This is a genomic window from Amycolatopsis marina, assembly GCF_900111885.1.
In the GTDB taxonomy this organism is placed as follows: Bacteria; Actinomycetota; Actinomycetes; order Mycobacteriales; family Pseudonocardiaceae; genus Amycolatopsis; species Amycolatopsis marina.
The window spans coordinates 42,168-59,615 of record NZ_FOKG01000015.1; the positions used below are offsets into that span (position 1 = coordinate 42,168).

Consider the following 17,448-nt stretch of genomic DNA (forward strand, 5'->3'; position numbering starts at 1 on the left):
CGCTTCCGAGCACCCGGGACAGAAGATGCGTACCCCTGAGCCGTCCGGGGGCCGAACAGGGCAGGCGCTGCCGTTGCGGCTGTTGCGACTGGTCACCCAGCAAGGCTGACCTGATTACGCTGCGCCGATAACGGCCGATCACCAGGGTGATTCCCGGGGGCGGACAGAGGGGCACAATTGGCGCCGTGAGGAGAACGGCCGCGAGCCGAAACGACCGCCTACGGGCCGCCCGCGAGGCGGCCCCCTCTCCGCGCGTCCGTGGCGCTGCGATGAGTCGCGCTGAGCTGGCCGACGCCGTGAATGCCTGGCTTGTCGCTCACACCGACAGGCACGCCGTGGTGGACGAGCACTACGTGGCCCGCTTGGAGCGCGGCAAGATCCGCTGGCCCAACGCCGACTACCGGTCAGCGTTCGCGGCCGTCTTTAACAGCCCTGAGTCGGAGCTGGGATTCCAGCCCTCCTCCGCGAACCGCCGCCCAGTCAGAACCCCAGCGGCGCAACTCAAAGGTGAGCCCGTAACCCGCGATGTATGTGAATGGGCTCTCCACGACGCCCTGGGAACGCCGGTCGGTTCGGACTTCGTGAACTCCCTCCGGGAGACCGTGGATCGGATTGTCGCGTTGAACAACACCGTCGGCGGGCCGGAGATCGCTCGGCTGACCGTGGCCGAGTTCCGGGCCGCGCAAGGCACCCTCGCCAGTGGTCGCTACCGGACGAGTGTGGAACGGGATCTGGAGGCGGCCACCGCTGAACTGGGCGAGTTGGCGGGGTGGTTGCTCTACGACGCCGAACTCCAAGACGAGGCTCGGCAGGTCAACCTGGATGCGCTGGCGCTGGCCCGTACGTCCGGGGACCTGCCCATGGAGTGGTTCCTGCTCACCAACCTGGCGATGTGCGCAGTGCACACTGGCCGCCCCTACGAGGCACTACGCATCACCAGCCACATGCAAGAGCGAGACAACCTCCCGGGTCGAGTGGCGGCATTGGTCAGCCTGCGCCGAGCTCGCGCCCTGGCTGCACTGGGCGACGACGCGGAGCAGCGCGCGGAGTTCGGCCGGGCGCGATCCCTGCTGGACAACAGTGTCACCAGCCGGGATCCGGCATGGACGTGGTGGATGCTCCCGACAGAAATGACCTGGCACGAGGGAATGGCCCACGCCGCCCTGGGCGACTGGTCCCGGTCACTGCCAGAGCTGGCCGACGCGGTGGAGAGCTATACCCACGACCGGCGCGGTCAGAACGGGTGCAGGGCGCTGCTGCTGGAGGGAGCGGTGCGTGCCGGGGCCTGGGCGGAGGCCGAGCACGTTGCACACGAGGTCGTCTTGCACCTGAACCAGACGACCTCGGGCCGGGCACGGCACAGCCTGCGGCGAACAGCGGCGCTTATGGACCGGTCCGGGGCACGGCAGGGCCTGCGGGACACGCTCCGCGCGGCTGGAGTGTAGACGGCTACTTCCAGTCGACGCGGATGGCGCGAGGGGTGAAGCCCTTTGTTGTCGCCGTGGTCCCGTCCAGGCGGCAGGATCGTCACCACCATGACCCGCGAGGACGATACCCGTTGCGGCGGGGACACTGGCGGTGTGAACAACGACGACGCCCCATCCGGGAACAAGCGCATGCACATCTGTTTCGTCTGTTCCGGCAACATCTGCCGCTCCCCGATGGCCGCCCTCGTCCTCGAACGACACCTGCGCGAGGCAGGGCTGAGCGACGACGTGCGGATCAGCAGCGCGGGCATCGGGCCCTGGCATGTCGGCGAGCCAGCCGACGCCAGGGCCGTGACAACCCTGCGCAGGCACGGCTACCGGGTGGAGCACGTCGCCGCGCAGGTCGGCGAGGAGCACCTTGCGGCCGACCTGCTGCTCGTCGCCGACACCGGTCACCTCGACGACCTGCGGGAACTGGTCGACGACCCCGACCGGATCCGGCTGCTGCGCTCGTTCGACCCGACCGCTCCCGACGACGCGGAGGTACCCGATCCGTACTACGGCGGGTCCGACGGTTTCGACATCGTGCTGGGCATGATCGAACGGAGCATGCCCGGCCTGCTCGACTGGATCCGCGCGAACCGATGAGCGCGCGGGCAGCCGCCGAACGGCTCACCGCGGAACGAGTCGCGAACATCCGCCAACTGGGCGGCTCGCTCTTCGAGGTCGCCCTGCAAGACGGACGCACTGCCGTCGCCAAACGGGGATCGCGGCCCAACGACGTCGTGGCCGAAGCCGCCGGGCTGCGCTGGCTCGGCGAGAGCGGCGACGTGCCGATCCCCGCCGTCCTCGGCGCCGACGACGAGTGGCTCGTCAGCGAGTACGTACGGCCGGGACCCGCGACCGTTCGGGCCGCCGAGGCGTTCGGCCGCGGTCTGGCCAGACTGCATCTGCGCGGCGCCCCCGCGTACGGCTCTCCCCCACCCGGCGGCCCTGCCGACGCCTCGATGGGACTGACGCCGATGCGCAACGAGCCCTGCCCGGACTGGCCGACGTTCTTCGGCGCGCACCGGATCGCCCCCTATGTCCGGATGGCCGCCGACCAGGGCCGCTACTCCGCCCGGCAGATCGCGGTGTTCGACGAGGTCCGGGACCGGCTGCCCGAACTCGCCGGGCCGCCGGAACCACCCGCTCGCCTGCACGGCGACACCTGGAGCGGCAACATCCACTGGGGCCACGACGGGCAGGTCTGGCTGATCGATCCCGCCGCGCACGGCGGGCACCGGGAGACCGACCTCGCCGTGCTCGCCGTGTTCGGCCTGCCCCACCTGGAACGGGTACTCGGCGCGTACGCGGAGGAGGCCGAGGCGGCGGGCGCTCCCCTGGCCCCCGGCTGGCGCGACCGAACCGAGCTGCATCAGCTCCACTTCCTGCTGGTGCACGCCGTGCTCTTCGGCGGGGGATACGCAGGACAGGCACTCGCGGCGGCGCAGAAAACGCTCCGCGCGGGTTAGAGCCCCGCCCGACGGCGCGCGCGACACGGGGACCGCTTACCGTTGAAGGGTGCGGTTGAAGTTCCTGCTCAAGCCAGGCTGGCTGGCGTTGACGCTGGTGGTGTTCACGTTCGCCATCGCGTGCTACACGCTGCTTGCTCCGTGGCAGTTCAACAGGCACGAGGAACGTCAGGCACAGAACGCCGCGCTGCAGGAGTCCTTCACCTCCGAGCCACAGCCGCTGGCCGAGGTGCTCCCGCCCGGAACCGCGCCGGACCGGACCACCGAGTGGCGCCGGGTCGCGGTGACCGGAACCTATCTGTCCGAGCACGAGGTCATCGCCCGCCTGCGCACGGTGCTGGGCGAGCCCGCGTACGAGGTGCTCGCACCGCTGCGCACGACGGACGGACAGATCGTGCTGATCGACCGTGGCTACCTGAAGCCGGATCAGCAGATTCGGGTGCCGGAATATCAGGCGCCACCGGAGACGCGGGTCGAACTCGTCGGCCGGATCAGGGTGGACGAGACCGATCCGCAGGCGCGGCCCGCGTTCGCGAACGACTCCACCGGCGGCAAGCTGCACAGCTACAGCGTCGACTCGAAGGTGGTCGCGGCGGCGACCGGGCTGGACATCCGCCCCGGCTACCTGCAACTGGACTCGGGTCAGCCCGGAGCCCTCGGCACGCTGCCGCTACCGCAGGTCGAAGCAGGCCCCTTCCTCTCCTATGCGCTGCAGTGGATCGCCTTCGGCACCATGGTCCTGTTGGGCTGGCTGTACTTCACCGTGCGCGAGTTGAAGCCAGGTGGCGCGCTGGCCGAGCAGCAGCCACGGCCCCAGCGCCGCAAGTCGGTCGCGCAGATGGTCGCCGAGGACGAGGAGACCGAGTCGTCCTCGGACCGCGGGCCGCGGAACGAGGCTTCGGTCTCCTGACCGTGCACCGAAGGCAATCAGGTGTGCACAAACCGCACACGCATGCGCGTGGAAGGCACACGCGGTGTCGGCCCTGGTGTTCAGGCCCTGCGGCGACGGCGCAGGCCCACCAGGAGCGCCAGCACCGCGGAGCTGAGCCCGGCCAGCCAGCCGACGACCCTGGACAGCTCCACCGCCCTGGTGACGTGCCCGGTGTCGGGGTTGCGGCCGTCGCCGAGCACCGGAAGTTCCTCCTGCCCGTGCGCGTACACCGTGCGACCACCGAGGCGGACCTCGAGGGCGCCGGCGAACGCCGCCTCCACCCTGCCCTCGTTGGGGCTGGGATGCGCCAGTGTGTCCCGGCGCCAGGCACGCCAGGCGCCGGACGCGGAACCGCCGACGACCGGCGCGGCGGCCACGGTCATCGCGGCCGCCGCCCGCGTGGGCAGCAGGTTCACGAACTCGTCCAGCCGGGCCGCGCACCAGCCGAATCGGCGGTACTTCGGCACCCGCCTGCCCGCGTTGCGGGCCAGAATCGTCACCGCGCGGGAACCGAGCAGACCCGGTGCACCCGCGACCGCGCCCCAGAACAGCGGTGCCACCACCACGTCGGACGTGTGCTCGGCGACGGTCTCCACCGAAGCACGGGAAAGGCCGATCACCTCGAGTCCGGCGGTCTGGCGCTGGTCGAGACCACCCAAGGTTCGCCGGGCGGCTTCGAGGTCGCCGGTCTCGAGTGCGCGAGCGAGTTCCGTACCGTTCGCGGCCAGCCGTGCGCCGCCGAGGACCGCCCAGGTGACGACGGCGGTACCAGCGGCCTGCAGGACCGGGCCGCGACGGCCGAAGCGCTCGGTGGCGACACCGGCGAGCACGGCCGCCCCGGCGAGACCGGTGGTGTGCAGGGCGCCGGGCAGTGGGTGGTCGGCGTAGACACGGGACTCCACGCACCGGGACAGCTCCCCGAAGCGCACCGAGGGATTGGCCCGCCGGGGATCACCGATCGCGCCGTCGGCGAGTACACCCAGCAGCAGTCCGATCGCTCGCGCCGCGCTCACCCGTGAATCCCCGCTCGCCGTGTCCGGCCGCCGTACGCGGCCGCCTCCCAGTACCCGCCGACCGTACCGAACGTGTGAACGGCGCAGGGGCACAACCCTCTTACTCGATCAGCTCGAACATCTCCTCGCGGGCCTGCACCACGATGTCGCGCATGGCCCGCTCGGCGCGGTCCGGCTGCCCCGCCACGATGGCGACCGCCACTTCGACGTGCAGCCTGACCGCCTCCGGCTGCGGTCGCTGGGGCATCAGGCCGTGCCCGGTCCTGCCCGTGAGCACCTCGGCGACGACCTCGGAGAGCTGACCGAACATCGGATTGCCGGAGGCGGTGAGCACGAGATGATGAAAGGCGATGTCGTGCTCGAGGAAGGCCTGCAGATCGGCGTCCTGCGCCGTGCTCGCCAGCTGGTCGGCCAGCGCGCGCAGCCTGCCGCGCTCGTCCGGGCCTGCCCGCAGCGCGGCATACCGGGCGGCGCTGGGTTCCACCGCGGCGCGCAGTTCGGTCAGGGTGCGCAGGGCGGAAGTTCGCCCTTCCCCGTCGAGTCGCCAGCGGATGAGCCTCGGGTCGTAGTGATTCCACTCGGCCGGGTCGCGGACGGTGACACCGACGCGCCGCTTGCTGGTGGTCAGGCGCATGGCCTCGAGCGTGCGGACCACCTCACGGGCGACGGTGCGCGACACCCCGAACCGGCCCTGCAGCTGCTCGACCCGCAACACCGTGCCCGAGCGCAGCGTGCCGCAGGCGATCTCGGTGCCCAGTTCGTCCAGCATCCGCGCATGCCGTGCGTCGGCCACGGGTACCCCTTCCGCTACCGGGACGCCAACGCCCCCCGGCCGAGGAGGCTACACCGCCGCTCGTATTAAGTACGATTTAAAGCTGCCTGAATACGCTTCCTTGATTAAGTACTACTTTTGGGGTTGACTCTGCTGCCATGCGCGTGATCGTTGTTATGGGTGTGTCGGGGTCCGGCAAGACGACCGTGGGTACGGCGCTCGCCGAGGCATTCGGCGTCCGCTATGCCGAGGCCGACACGTTCCATCCGCCGGCCAACATCGAGAAGATGACCACCGGAACGGCGCTGACCGACGCGGACCGCTGGCCGTGGTTACGGGCGATCGCGGGCTGGATCGGCGAGCACGCCGAGACCGGCGGGGTGGTGACCTGCTCCGCGCTCAAGCGCGAGTACCGCGACGTCCTGCGCGAGGGTGGCCCGGCGTGGTTCCTGCACCTGCACGGCGACCGCGCGCTCATCGCGAAACGGATGGAGACCCGGTCCGGGCACTTCATGCCGGTGTCGCTGCTCGAATCCCAGCTGGCCGACCTGCAGCCGCTCGGCACCGACGAGGACGGCCTGACGGTCGACCTCGCACTCGGCCCTGACGAGATCGTCCGGACTGCCCTCGACGCCCTGCGAGCCTGAGTCAGGCCTCAGCCGCCGCCCAGGCGTTCAGCATCACCTTGGCGATGGAGGAGTTCCCCGGTAGCAGGAGTGCTCCCGGCTCGGCCTCGAACCCGGGCTCGTGGATCTCGTCGGCGGCCAGCGCGGCGCGCACCTCGGCCCTGCTGTACCAGTTGGCCTCCTCGATCTCCCCGTCCGCGGGCCGCAGCGGGGCCGACGCGTCGGCCCTCGCCGCGAACCCCAGCATGATCGAGCGGGGGAACGGCCACGGCTGGCTGCCGAGGTAGCGAATCCCCCACACCTCGGCGCCGACCTCCTCGCGGATCTCCCGTTCGACACAGCCTTCGAGCGATTCGCCCGCCTCGACGAAACCGGCCAGCACCGAGTAGCGCCCGCGCGGCCACATCGGCTGCCGGGCGAGCAGCACATGTTTCCCGTTCGTGCCGACGTCGTCGTGCACCAGACAGATCACCGCGGGATCGGTGCGCGGGTACTCCTCCCGCTCGCAGGAGGCGCACCAGGAGGCCCAGCCGAACTGGGTCCGCGCGGCGGCCTCGCCGCAGCGCGCGCAGAACCGCGCGCGGCGGTGCCAGTTGCGCAGGGCGACCGCCGTCGTGAGCAGTCCGGCCGAGGCGTCGTCCAGCTTGTGGCCGTGGCCGCGGAGTTCGACCCATAGCTCGCCGTCCGCCGCGGGCACCTCCTCCCAGAAGCCCCAGCCGCCGCGCACCCGCTCCGTTTTCCCGGTGTCCTCCGGCTCACCCGGCAGCGCCCAGTAGTCGGTACCGTCCCACTCACCGAGGAACAGCGCGTCCTCCGGCGGTTCGTCACCGAAGGACAGCGCCTTGCGCGTACTCAACGTGTACTGCCCGCCGCTGTCGGACCCCGCGGACACCGCTCGCACCGGGGTACGGGTGGCGTGGCCGACGAGCACCACCCGCGCGTCCGGCCAACGGCTCAGCAGTCGCTCCCGGTCACCGCGCAGGTTCTCCTGCCGATCGGCCCCGGAGCGCGACAAAGCGGGTAGCGCCCCGAACTCGAACGGAGCACTCATCGCACCGTTCATTCCTCGACGACCACATCTCCCAGCGCCGTCAGCTTCCTGGTGAGCGTCGCCGCGTCACCGACGACCACGCCGGTGAACCGAGTGGGCGCGAAGAAGTCCAGCGCCGCCTCGGCGACCTCCTCGGTGGTGACCTGCGCGAGCCGCCCCGGGTGCTCTGCGAGCCACTCCGCGCCGAGCCCCAGCGAGGCCAGCGCGGAGAGCTGGTTGGCCAGCCCCGTCTGCGAGGACGTGGCGATCAGCAGCGACCCGATCGCGTACTGCCGCACCGACTCCACATCGGCCTCGGTCGGCGGCACGAGACCCAGCCTGCCGAGTTCGTAGCGGGTCTCCAGCAGGGCCGGGACCGTGACCTCGCTCGCGGTGTCCGCGTCCACCTGGACGGTCGCGGTGTTCCCGGTGAACTCGAACCCGGAATGCGCACCGTAGGTGTATCCCTTGTCCTCACGGATGTTCTCCACCAGTCGCGAGGAGAAGTAACCGCCGAAGGCCAGGTTCGCCAGCTGCAGCGCGGCATAGCGGGGGTCCGTGCGGGGCAGTGCCTGCGCGGAAAGGCGGATCTGCGACTGCACGGCACCGGCGCGCGGCACGAGCAGCAACGCGCCGCCGACCACCTCGGGCAGCGGCGGCAGCACGGCGGCGGCCTGCTCCGATGCCCAGTCCCGCAACGCCTTCTCAATATCACCGACGACCGACTGCGGATCGACGTCGCCGACGAGCACCATCGTCGCGCCGCGCGGCACCACGGCGGTGGCGTGCAGTTCGCGCACGCCCGCCGCCTCCACCACGGCGACGTCCTCGGCCTGCGGCATCTCCTTGGTGTACGGGTGGTCGCCGTACCGGCGGCGCTGCAACGCTTCCCGCGCGATGACCCTCGGCTGGGTCCTGGCGACGGCGAGGCGCTCACCGATGCGGTCGGCCTCCCTGCGCACCTCGGCATCCGCGTAGGACGCGCTGGTGAGAATGTCGGCGAGCACGTCGAGCAGGGTCGGCAACCCCTCGGCGAGCGAGGTGCCGCTGAGCGAGAGGCGTTCCGGGTCGACCATGGTGCCCAGCTCGCCACCGATCAGCGCGAGTTCGGTGTCGATCGCGATCCGGTCCCTGCGAGCCGTGCCGGTCAGCAGTGTCTCGGCGAGCACCTCGGCCGTCGCCGGGTGCATCGGATCCGTGCCCGCGAACGGGATCGACAGCCGCAGTTCCACGAGCGGGACGTTGGCCTTGCGCACGGCCAGCACACGCAGGCCGTTGCTCAGAACCGTGTCCACATGGGACAGGTCCGCGGCCACACCCTGCTCGCCGAGCGCCGGCACCTCGCGCGGACCGTGTGGCGTACGGCCGATCTCGTCGGCCGTACGGTGCGTCGCTGAACTCACTGGGCTCCCCCCTCTGGCTGAACCACCAGCACGGCGCGCGAGTCCGGGCGCAGCCCCTTGGCTGCGGCGGACACGTCGTCCGCGGTGACGGCGGCGATGCGATCGGCGATCCCGTAGACCAGCGCGGGATCGGAGTAGAGCAGTTCGAAGGACCCCAGTGCGAGCGTCCTGGAGACCAACCGGTCGTGCTCGGCGTGCAGGTTCGCGCTCCAGCGCGCGGTGATCTTGGCCAGCTCCTGCTCGTCCGGCGGGTTGGCCGCCAGTGTGTCGAGTTCTTCGTCCAGTGCGGCCAGCACGCGGTCGGCCGAGACCTCCGGCGGGTGCACGGCGGTGACCGAGAACGTGTCCGGGTCCCGTGCCTCGAACGGGCCGAACAGGCCCGCACCGGCGTTGATGTCGGTGACCAGCGGTTCGCGGTGCACCAGGCGCTGCTGCAGCCGCGACCCGTCGCCGTCGGCGAGCAGGCCGGCCAGCACCAGGTGGGACAGGTAGCCGTCCACCTCGTTGACCGGGTCCGGCATCCGGTAGCCGACGGCCAGCGCGGGCAGCGGCGCGTGCGGATCGACGTGCGTGCCGCGCAGCTCCGTTTCCGGGCGCGGCTCGGCGAACGACGGTCGCACCGGCCGTGGCCGTGCGGGCACATCGCCGAAGTGCTTCTCGATCAGTTCCCGCGCACGGTCGATCTCGATGTCACCGGCGACGGTGAGCACGGCGTTCGACGGCGCGTAGTAGGTGTCGAAGAAGGCGGCGCAGTCCTCGAGGGAGGCCTGCTCCAGGTCGGTGAAGTCGCCGTAGCCGTTGTGCGCGTTCGGGAAGGTCGAGTAGAGCACCGGCGGAAGCAGGATCCAGGGGAACCCGCCGTAGGGCCGGTTCAGCACGTTGAGCCGGATCTCCTCCTTGACCACGTCGATCTGGTTGGCCAGGTTCTCCTGCGTCAGCTTCGGCGCGCGCATCCGGTCGGCCTCGAGGAACAACGCGCGTTCCAGCGCCGCCGAGGGCAGCACCTCGAAGTAGTCGGTGTAGTCCGGATGCGTCGAGCCGTTGAACGTGCCGCCACTGCCCTGCACATATCGGAAGTGGGCCAGCTTCTCCAGGCTTTCGCTGCCCTGGAACATCAGATGCTCGAAGAGGTGGGCGAAGCCCGTTCGCCCCTCCGGCTCGGAACGGAAGCCCACGTCGTAGTGCACGCTCACGCCGACCACCGGTGCGGTGCGGTCGGGGGCGAGCACGACCCGCAGGCCGTTGTCGAGAGTGAGTCTGTGTAGCTCGGGTACGGCCATGCGGCCACCCTACGGGGTGTGGCCTGCGGCGGCGACGCTCCCGGTGAGGGTGCCGACAAGGCGCCGGATCCGCATGGCCGACGCGGTGTCTCCCCGACCCTGGTGCGCGCCGAGCGCCACGGCCCACGCCCGGTCCGGCGGCTGCCAGGCCGGGGACTCGCGGCAGGCCAACACCAGCCCCAGCGCCGTTCGCCCTGCCGAGGTGCGTCCCGGCAGGAGCCGCGCGCAGCCGGCCGTCGTCGCACCGGCCAGCGCGAGAACCAGTCCGACCTGGGCATGGCCGGTGGTCAGCGCGAGCAGCACGGTGAGAAAGGCGCCGTAGCCGATGACCCGCAGCCCCGCGCCCCGCAGCCGGTCGCCGCGCAGGAAGCCGAGCCGCACGAGGTCGTCGCGTGCGGCGGCCGTCAGTGCGGTGAGGTCGAGATCCGGGTTGTCCCGTGACCGCCACAGTAGCGACTCGAACGTCCCCTCCGGCTCGCGGTCGTCGAGCGCGAGCCGGGCCGCGGCGAGGTCCACCGCATCGAGCCTGCCAACGGCGAGCGGGCCGACATGACCAGGACCAAGTCCGGTCGGCAGGGGCCCCGGCGGACCTGGCCCGCCCGTCGCGCTGCGCCGGTCCTTGCGCCGGGCGCGGACGACGCCCAGCGCGGCCGCGACCACGAGTACGCCGAGCCCGGTCCAGGCCCAGCGAACCGGCGGGGTGCACAGGAACGCACCGGCCAGGGTCGCGGCGGGGCGTGTCCGGGTGTTGCCGGGCACGGTCCCGTCCGGCAGTTCGACGGTGAGGTGCAACCGGTCCCCGGACGGCAGATCGCGCTGGCTGAACCGGGTGAGCCCGGAGTGACCGATCTGGGCGGCCAGGCACGGCAGATCCGTGGCTCCGCCCGTCTCCGCTGCCACCGAGCAGCGCACGGCCGTCGGGACTCGCGGCGCGGCGAAGGAGCCCCGGACCAGGACCAGGTCGGTGTCCCAGCCGCCGGCGGGCTGCCAGTGGACCACCTCGCGACCGGCTCCCGCTTCACCCACCGCTCCGTCCACCGTGTACCGCACAATCGCCGTGCCACCGCCGAGCCGGATGGTCAGCCGGTCGCCGGTCGTCTCGGCATACCCGGTGCCCTCGATGCTCACGTCGCGCACGGCCAGCAGCCGTTCCCTGGCGGCGTCGACGGGTACGCGCAGCGGCACCTCCCGCACCATCCGCTCTCCCCGCGGCACCGAGACGACCTCGGTCACCGCGAGCGCGCCGTCGCGCAGCACGATGAGCTCGACCTCGACACTGCGCGGCAACGTGGGCAGGGGCGGGGTGCCGGACTGGGCACGTGCCGGGACCGGTGCCACCGCGAGCAGGGCGGTGAGCACACAGACGAGAATCGCCGCCCTCACCGGTTTCGGAGGTGCTCGGACTCGGCGAGGAGACCGTTCAGTTCGACGAGGAAGGCAGCGAGATCGCTGCCTCTGCCTGCCAGCCGCTCGTCCTCGGCGAAGGTGGCGACCCAGCGCTCGACCCCGCCCAGCACCGCGGCGTAGGGCAGCGACCGGGTGAACACCAGTTCCCGGTCCGCGGCCGGGATATCGGCGGGCCGCACGGAGTGCAGGTAGTTCAGCAATCCCCGGACCTGACCGGCGAGCAGCCTGCCGCGCGCGGTTCGGGGCGGCAGCAACCCCCTGCCCCTGTCCGGCCTGCGCGAGAACCAGCCCTGACGCACCGCGTCGTCGTACATGGCATCGATGACCGGTGTCAGATCGAGATCCCTGCCGCGCAATCGAGACAGGGAAAGGACTCGCTCTTCGCCCGGCAGCAGGGTCGCCAGCACGGTTTGCTCGTAGTCGTGCAGCTCCGGACCCGGTGCGTTGAGCTGGACGAGTTCCCGAGCGCCCTCGCCGTCGGGGCGAACGTCAAGGTAGCGCCGCACCACCAGATCCAGCACGGTCGCGCTGATGTCCACGACGTCCACGACACCGTCCATCACCGTGCCGATCTGGCCGGGCAGCACGCCGTCCGGTGAGCTGAAGCGCACCCGGTCCCCGTCCCGCAGCAGCACCTCCACCGGCTCGGCCACGCCGAATGCCTGTGCGTCTCGCCTGCGGGCCAGCAGGACCACGATGCCGCCCGCGACCAGCGCCAGCGCGAGCAGGCAGGCGAGAGAGAGTGCGAGCAGCCAGGGCCACCCGAGCCCGGCGGAGACGAAGGCGGCGTTCGCCGTGACCGTCGCGGTGGGCAGCCCGACGGCGAGCACCATCCGCTCCCCGGCGGCCAGCGGCGAGTGCTCGGCGCGGACGACACCGGTGTGGTCCACCTCCGCGAGGCCGCACTGCCTGCCCGACCCGGGCGGTCCGGCGAGGCAGGTGATCGGCGAGGCGCGCTGCACGGGGGCGACGAAGGAGGCCCGTACCTCCGCCAGCTCGGTGTCCCAGCCGTCCGCGACCTGCCAGCGCACCTCCTGCCTGTGGGGCAGTTCCGCCACCGCTCCGTCCACTGTGTACGTGACGGTGGCGTTGCCGCTGATGGTCGTCCGCAGCTCGTCCTCGGTCACGTCCGCACTGCCGGACCCGGTGACCACCGCGTCCCGCACCCGGTATCGGCGCTCACGGTCGCCGTCGACGGGCTCCCTGAGCGAGGTCACCCTGGAGATTTCTCGTCCCGGGGGCACGCTGACGGTCTCGGTCACCGAAAGACGGCCGTCCCGCTCGACCTTCATCGCAACGTCCAGTGTGGAAACCACACGTACCTGCTGGCCCGGCACGGCGACGAGTCCCGCCGCCACGAGCACGGTCCCCCAGCGGACGAGCTGTGTGCGCACGACTGCAGACGATAGAGGACCGGCAGCGCAACGCGTCCGGGACGCGCTCAGCCGGGTGGGGTGAAGGGGTTGTCGGTGTCCTGCGTCGGGGCCGCGGGGGGCGCCGCTGGTGGCTGGCTCTGTGGCGGTGGCTGGCTCTGTTGCGGTGGCGGAGCGTGCTGCGCGGGCGGTTGACCGTAGCGCCCGGCGTACTCGCGGTTGCGCCGCTCGGCCAGCACCGCGGACAGATACGCCCACGGCGGGACCCAGGCCGGCACGGGTGCGCCGATGCGCTCGGCAACCTCCCCGGCGAGCCGGTGCCCGAGCTGTTCGCGGGCGGCCTCGCCGAGCGTGCCGTAGCGGCCGAGGTACTGGCGCCCGGCGAGCGCGAGATCGTCCGGCAGGTTCGACAGGTCGAGCCGGGCGGCCCAGTCGGCGAGCGAGGGAGGCATCGCGATGGTGGCGGTGGTGACGGCGAGGTCCTCGGGAGCGCGTTCCCTGATGACGACGGTGCCCGCGAGGAAGTCGCCGACCCGTTTGCCCTTCGCCGAGCACAGCGACACGGTCATCGCGACCGTGCCGAGGAAGCCAAGGGCCCAGAAGTCGACGAAGAACCCGGCAAGGGCCCTCGTCAGCGCGTGCCGGAAGCGGATCGGCCCGCCGTCGTCCCGGACCGTGCGCAGACCCATCGCGAGTTTGCCCAGTGTCCGACCATGGCTCAGGGTCTCCGCGGTCGCCGGGTACCCGACCAGCACCAGCACGGCGAGGGTCAGCATGATCGCGCCGAGCAGTGCTCCGTCGACATCGCCGACCCCGGCGAGCAGCAGGAGCGCGAGCAGCAACAACGCCGCCTGAACCAGCACGTCGAGGGCGAACGCGACGCTGCGACTGGCCAACTGGGCCAGCCGCAGTTCCAGGACGACGGCGTCGCCGGTGACCAGATCGGACTCTGCCTGCATGTGAAGAATGTATTGAGGGTCATGCACAACTCGGTGGACGGGGGCTGCCCGGAGCTTGCGGAGGAGGGCCCCCGCTGCGGCCGGGTGCAAGTAACATGCGCACGACAGCCGAACCCGCGTGTGTGCACGACACTTATTTGCGCAAGCCTCGTTCTGGCAGGCGGATGCCCATGCCCGGCCCCTCTGGGCCGGCCCGAGGAGAGGACCCGGTACCGGAGTGGACGTCGATCTTTTCGTCGCCGCGCACGGTGCCGAATGGGACCGGCTGGCCGCGCTGATCCGCCGCAGCGGACGGCTGAGCGGCCCCGAGGCCGACGAACTCGTGCACCTCTACCAGCGGACGGCGACACATCTGTCGACAGCGCGGTCGGCGGCACCGGATCCGGCGCTGCTGGCGCGGCTGTCGTCGCTGGTGGCACGGGCACGATCCGCTGTGGCGGGGACGCACAGCCCGGCGTGGCGGGAAATCGGCCTGTTCTTCTCGCGGAGGTTCCCGGCGGCGGTCTACCTGAGCAGGCGGTGGTGGCTGGCGAGCTCGGCGGCGTTCGTCCTGGTCGGCGGGGTGCTCGCGGCGTGGATCGCGCAGAACCCGGAGGTGCAGACCGCGATCGTCGCGCCGGAGCAGATCCGGCAGCTCACCGCGCCGGGGGGCGACTTCGAGTCCTACTACTCCAGCGAGCCCGCCGCGTCCTTCGCGGCACAGGTGTGGACCAACAATGCGTGGGTGGCGGCCGGCGCGCTGGTACTCGGGGTGCTGCTGTGCCTGCCGGTGGTCTTCATCCTCTGGAGCAACGCGCTCAACCTGGGGGTCTCGGCGGGCCTGATGGCTGACGCCGACCGGTTGGACGTGTTCTTCGGCCTGATCGTCCCGCACGGGCTGCTGGAGCTGACGGCGGTGTTCGTCGCGGCGGGAGCGGGTCTGCGGCTGGGCTGGACGGTCATCGACCCCGGCCCGCACACACGCACGGCGGCGCTGGCGCGTGAGGGCCGCGCGGTGGTGGCGATCGCGCTGGGCCTGGCCGGCGTGCTGCTGGTGTCCGGGGTGATCGAGGCGTTCGTGACCCCGTCGGGACTACCGACCTGGGGCAGGATCGGCATCGGTGTGCTTGCCGAGGCGGCGTTCCTCACGTACGTCTTCGTCCTCGGCCGGCGCGCCGCCCATGCGGGCGAAACGGGCGACCTCACCGCAGAACAAGCAGGAGACCTCGCACCCACATCCGGCTGAGTCCCGATACCCAACTCGCACTTTCCCGGGAAAGTGCGAGGGTGAAAAGTCCCGCCCCTGGTCACGGGCTTACCCCACCGCACTTTCCCGGGAAAGTGCGATACGTGTGCGCGCAACAGCCGCACTTTCCCGGGAAAGTGCGGGGCTGAGTCCCGGGACTCACGGACGGGACTCACGGACGGGAACTCGCGCGGACGGCTACAACCGGCCCGCGGCCTTGAGGTCGAGATACCGGTCGGTCAGCGCGGGTGGCAGTTCGCCCGGCGTGGCATCGACCACCTCGACCGCGCCGCCGCCCTGCCGGGACAACAACGCGATCGCGTGCCGCCGCTCGGCGAGCGTGCGCTCGGCCGCCGCCGCCGCGTACACCGCCTCCACGTCTCCCCGGCCGCGCGCCATCCGGGTCACCTTCGGGTCGGACACCCCGGCCACCAGCAACCTGTGCCGGGAGGTCAGCGGCGCGAGGACCGGCAGCAGTCCCTGCTCGAGCGGCGCGGGATCCAGGCCGGTCAGCAGGACCACCAGTGATCGTCTGCGGGTCCGCCGCAGAATCTCACCCACCATGCCCCGCGCGTCGGACTCGACCAGCTCCGGTTCCAGTGGCGCCATCGCGTTCACCAGCGCGGGCAGCAGCTCCGCGGCTGACACCCCCTGCACACTCGCCCGCACAGCCCGGTCGTAGGCGAGCAGGTCCACCTGGTCGCCGGCTCGCGACGCCACCGCGGCCAGCAGCAGCGCCGCGTCCATCGCCGTGTCGAGCCGGGTGCCGTCGCCGATCCTGCCCGCGGCGGTCCGGCCGGTGTCGAGCACCAGCACCACATGCCGATCCCGTTCCGGGCGCCAGGTCCGGACCATGGTCTGTGGCGAGCGGGCCGTCGCCCGCCAGTCGATCGAGCGCACGTCGTCACCGATCACGTACTCGCGCAGCGAGTCGAACTCGGTGCCCTGCCCCCTGATCAGCGTCGCGCGCCTGCCGTCGAGTTCCCTGAGCCGCTCCAGCCTGCCCGGCAGATGCCTGCGGGCGTGGAACGGCGGCAGCACGCGCACCGCCCACGGCACCGAATGCGAGCCCTGGCGCGCCGCGAGCCCCAGCGGGCCGACGGAGCGCACCGTGACCCGATGCGCGCGCCGGTCGCCCCGCCGCGTCGGCAGCAGCGCCACCACGACCGTCTGCCGCTGCCCCGGCGGCACCGCCAGCGGGTGCCGGTCCCCCCGCACGCCCGCGCTCGGCGGCCACGCGTCGCGCAGCAGACCGCGCACCGGCCTGCCACCGGGGTTGTGCACCGCCAACCGCACCTCGGCAGACTCCCCGAGTCGCACCGTCGTGTCACCGGAACGACTCAACCGGAGCCCGCGCACGCTCCCGGCCAGTAGCAGGTCCACCAGCACGGCAAGCAACACGACGCCGGACACGGCCAGCACTCCGGCCGCGGACGGCACAGCCAGCCCGACCACCACCGCCCCCAGCAGGGCGAGCAGCCCGGCGCGTCCGGTCAGTGCCATTCCCGCACCGCCCGTTACCTCGGCACGGCCACGGTCGCGAGCACCCGCTCGAGCAGACCGTCCGCGGTCGCGCCCTCGAGTTCCGCCTCGGGACGCAGTTCGATCCGGTGCCGCAGCGCGGGTCGCGCCAGTGCCTTCACATCGTCCGGCGTGACGTAACCCCGCCCGGACAACCACGCCCACGCCCGTGCCGCCCCGAGCAGGGCGGTCGCACCACGCGGCGACACCCCGAGCCGCACCGACGGCGCCGCCCTGGTCGCGCGGCAGAGATCGACGGCGTAGCCGATCACCTCCGGGCCGATGGCCACCTCGGCGACCGCCGCCCTGCCCGCCGCCAGCTGTTCGACCCCCGCGACCGGCCGGACACCGGCCGCACCGAGATCACGCGGGTCGAAGCCCTCGGCGTGCCTGCTCAGAATCCCGATCTCGTCCTCCCTGGACGGCGCGGGCATCGTCAGTTTGAGCAGGAACCGGTCCAGCTGCGCCTCGGGCAGCGGATACGTGCCCTCGTACTCCACCGGGTTCTGTGTCGCGATCACGATGAACGGATCGGGCAGCGGACGTCCGGTGCCATCCACCGTCACCTGCCGCTCCTCCATGGCCTCCAGCAGCGCCGACTGGGTCTTCGGCGGCGTCCGGTTGATCTCGTCGGCCAGCAGGAGGTTGGTGAACACCGGCCCCTCGCGGAACGAGAACTCGGCGGCGCCCGGGTCGTAGACGATCGACCCGGTCACGTCCCCCGGCATCAGGTCGGGAGTGAACTGCACCCGTGTGGTCCTCAGGTCCAGTGCGGTGGCCAGCGCCCGTACGAGCAGCGTCTTCGCCACCCCCGGCACACCCTCGACCAGCACGTGCCCCCGGCACAGCAACGCGAGGATCAGCCCGGTCACCGCGGCGTCGTTGCCGACCACCGCCTTGCCGACCTCCGCCCGCAGCGCGATCAGCGCCTGCCGAGCCGCGGTGGAATCGATCGCCGGATCGCTCA

General features: G+C 71.7%; 16 protein-coding genes. 6 read left to right on the forward strand and 10 right to left on the reverse strand.

Annotation, left to right across the window (positions count from 1 at the left end; all coding sequences use genetic code 11):
* Window positions 1-185: 185 nt before the first annotated feature.
* The 4 genes from BM199_RS22950 to BM199_RS22965 all read left to right on the forward strand — a co-directional run bounded on the left by BM199_RS22950 (window position 186) and on the right by BM199_RS22965 (window position 3,851).
* On the forward strand, window positions 186-1,445 hold the full coding sequence (locus BM199_RS22950; RefSeq protein ID WP_483860448.1) for a helix-turn-helix domain-containing protein: 1,260 nt from the start codon (window positions 186-188) through the stop codon (window positions 1,443-1,445).
* Between the two features lie 171 nt (window positions 1,446-1,616).
* Window positions 1,617-2,075 (forward strand): low molecular weight protein-tyrosine-phosphatase, encoded by a 459-nt coding sequence (locus BM199_RS22955; protein WP_091675486.1) that lies wholly within the window; start codon window positions 1,617-1,619, stop codon window positions 2,073-2,075.
* A complete protein-coding gene (locus tag BM199_RS22960; RefSeq protein WP_091675381.1) occupies window positions 2,072-2,941 on the forward strand; it encodes a fructosamine kinase family protein in 870 nt (289 codons plus the stop codon). The genes BM199_RS22955 and BM199_RS22960 overlap by 4 nt, the downstream gene beginning before the upstream one ends.
* 49 nt (window positions 2,942-2,990) lie before the next feature.
* A complete protein-coding gene (locus BM199_RS22965) occupies window positions 2,991-3,851 on the forward strand; it encodes an SURF1 family cytochrome oxidase biogenesis protein (RefSeq protein ID WP_091675382.1) in 861 nt (286 codons plus the stop codon).
* A gap of 80 nt (window positions 3,852-3,931) precedes the next feature.
* On the opposite strand, the gene BM199_RS22970 is transcribed toward BM199_RS22965, so the two are convergent.
* Entirely contained in the window at window positions 3,932-4,885 is a 954-nt protein-coding gene (locus BM199_RS22970) for a cobalamin biosynthesis protein CobD/CbiB (protein ID WP_091675383.1), read from the reverse strand.
* Between the two features lie 100 nt (window positions 4,886-4,985).
* A complete protein-coding gene (locus tag BM199_RS22975; protein ID WP_091675487.1) occupies window positions 4,986-5,654 on the reverse strand; it encodes a FadR/GntR family transcriptional regulator in 669 nt (222 codons plus the stop codon).
* A gap of 161 nt (window positions 5,655-5,815) precedes the next feature.
* Between BM199_RS22975 and BM199_RS22980 the strand changes: the two genes are divergently transcribed.
* Window positions 5,816-6,304 (forward strand): gluconokinase, encoded by a 489-nt coding sequence (locus BM199_RS22980; RefSeq protein WP_091675384.1) that lies wholly within the window; start codon window positions 5,816-5,818, stop codon window positions 6,302-6,304.
* Between the two features lies 1 nt (window position 6,305).
* Here BM199_RS22980 and nudC read toward each other — a convergent pair whose 3' ends face one another.
* Genes nudC through BM199_RS23010 form a run of 6 tightly spaced genes read right to left on the reverse strand, consistent with a single transcriptional unit; the run spans window position 6,306 to window position 13,735 of the window.
* Window positions 6,306-7,334: an NAD(+) diphosphatase gene (gene nudC, locus BM199_RS22985; RefSeq protein WP_091675488.1), complete on the reverse strand. Its 1,029-nt coding sequence runs from the start codon at window positions 7,332-7,334 to the stop codon at window positions 6,306-6,308.
* Window positions 7,335-7,342: 8 nt separating this feature from the next.
* Window positions 7,343-8,716 (reverse strand): M16 family metallopeptidase, encoded by a 1,374-nt coding sequence (locus tag BM199_RS22990; protein WP_091675385.1) that lies wholly within the window; start codon window positions 8,714-8,716, stop codon window positions 7,343-7,345.
* Window positions 8,713-9,996, reverse strand: a complete 1,284-nt coding sequence (locus tag BM199_RS22995; protein ID WP_091675386.1) for a M16 family metallopeptidase — start codon at window positions 9,994-9,996, stop codon at window positions 8,713-8,715. Before BM199_RS22995 ends, BM199_RS22990 begins: the two co-directional genes overlap by 4 nt.
* Window positions 9,997-10,005: 9 nt before the next feature.
* The gene (locus BM199_RS23000; RefSeq protein WP_091675387.1) at window positions 10,006-11,379 is read right to left on the reverse strand and encodes a DUF2207 domain-containing protein; all 1,374 of its coding nucleotides are present in this window, start codon (window positions 11,377-11,379) and stop codon (window positions 10,006-10,008) included.
* A complete protein-coding gene (locus tag BM199_RS23005) occupies window positions 11,376-12,797 on the reverse strand; it encodes a DUF2207 domain-containing protein (RefSeq protein WP_091675388.1) in 1,422 nt (473 codons plus the stop codon). Before BM199_RS23005 ends, BM199_RS23000 begins: the two co-directional genes overlap by 4 nt.
* A gap of 47 nt (window positions 12,798-12,844) precedes the next feature.
* Window positions 12,845-13,735: an RDD family protein gene (locus tag BM199_RS23010; protein ID WP_091675389.1), complete on the reverse strand. Its 891-nt coding sequence runs from the start codon at window positions 13,733-13,735 to the stop codon at window positions 12,845-12,847.
* A gap of 217 nt (window positions 13,736-13,952) precedes the next feature.
* Between BM199_RS23010 and BM199_RS23015 the strand changes: the two genes are divergently transcribed.
* Entirely contained in the window at window positions 13,953-14,960 is a 1,008-nt protein-coding gene (locus BM199_RS23015; RefSeq protein ID WP_091675390.1) for a stage II sporulation protein M, read from the forward strand.
* 198 nt (window positions 14,961-15,158) lie between these two features.
* On the opposite strand, the gene BM199_RS23020 is transcribed toward BM199_RS23015, so the two are convergent.
* Together BM199_RS23020 and BM199_RS23025 are read right to left on the reverse strand one after the other, a co-directional pair.
* A complete protein-coding gene (locus BM199_RS23020; RefSeq protein WP_091675391.1) occupies window positions 15,159-16,463 on the reverse strand; it encodes a DUF58 domain-containing protein in 1,305 nt (434 codons plus the stop codon).
* A gap of 14 nt (window positions 16,464-16,477) precedes the next feature.
* Complete coding sequence (locus tag BM199_RS23025) at window positions 16,478-17,434, reverse strand: AAA family ATPase (RefSeq protein WP_091675489.1); 957 nt, start codon at window positions 17,432-17,434, stop codon at window positions 16,478-16,480.
* Window positions 17,435-17,448 lie beyond the last annotated feature (14 nt).

What these genes read in the sequence shown, in the direction of transcription:
- BM199_RS22960 (WP_091675381.1), top strand. Translation starts at nt 2,072, where the DNA reads ATGAGCGCGCGGGCAGCCGCCGAACGGCTCACCGCGGAACGAGTCGCG.
- nudC (WP_091675488.1), bottom strand. Translation starts at nt 7,334, where the DNA reads ATGAGTGCTCCGTTCGAGTTCGGGGCGCTACCCGCTTTGTCGCGCTCC.
- BM199_RS22980 (WP_091675384.1), top strand. Translation starts at nt 5,816, where the DNA reads ATGCGCGTGATCGTTGTTATGGGTGTGTCGGGGTCCGGCAAGACGACC.
- BM199_RS23010 (WP_091675389.1), bottom strand. Translation starts at nt 13,735, where the DNA reads ATGCAGGCAGAGTCCGATCTGGTCACCGGCGACGCCGTCGTCCTGGAA.
- BM199_RS23020 (WP_091675391.1), bottom strand. Translation starts at nt 16,463, where the DNA reads ATGGCACTGACCGGACGCGCCGGGCTGCTCGCCCTGCTGGGGGCGGTG.
- BM199_RS22975 (WP_091675487.1), bottom strand. Translation starts at nt 5,654, where the DNA reads ATGCTGGACGAACTGGGCACCGAGATCGCCTGCGGCACGCTGCGCTCG.
- BM199_RS22995 (WP_091675386.1), bottom strand. Translation starts at nt 9,996, where the DNA reads ATGGCCGTACCCGAGCTACACAGACTCACTCTCGACAACGGCCTGCGG.
- BM199_RS22955 (WP_091675486.1), top strand. Translation starts at nt 1,617, where the DNA reads ATGCACATCTGTTTCGTCTGTTCCGGCAACATCTGCCGCTCCCCGATG.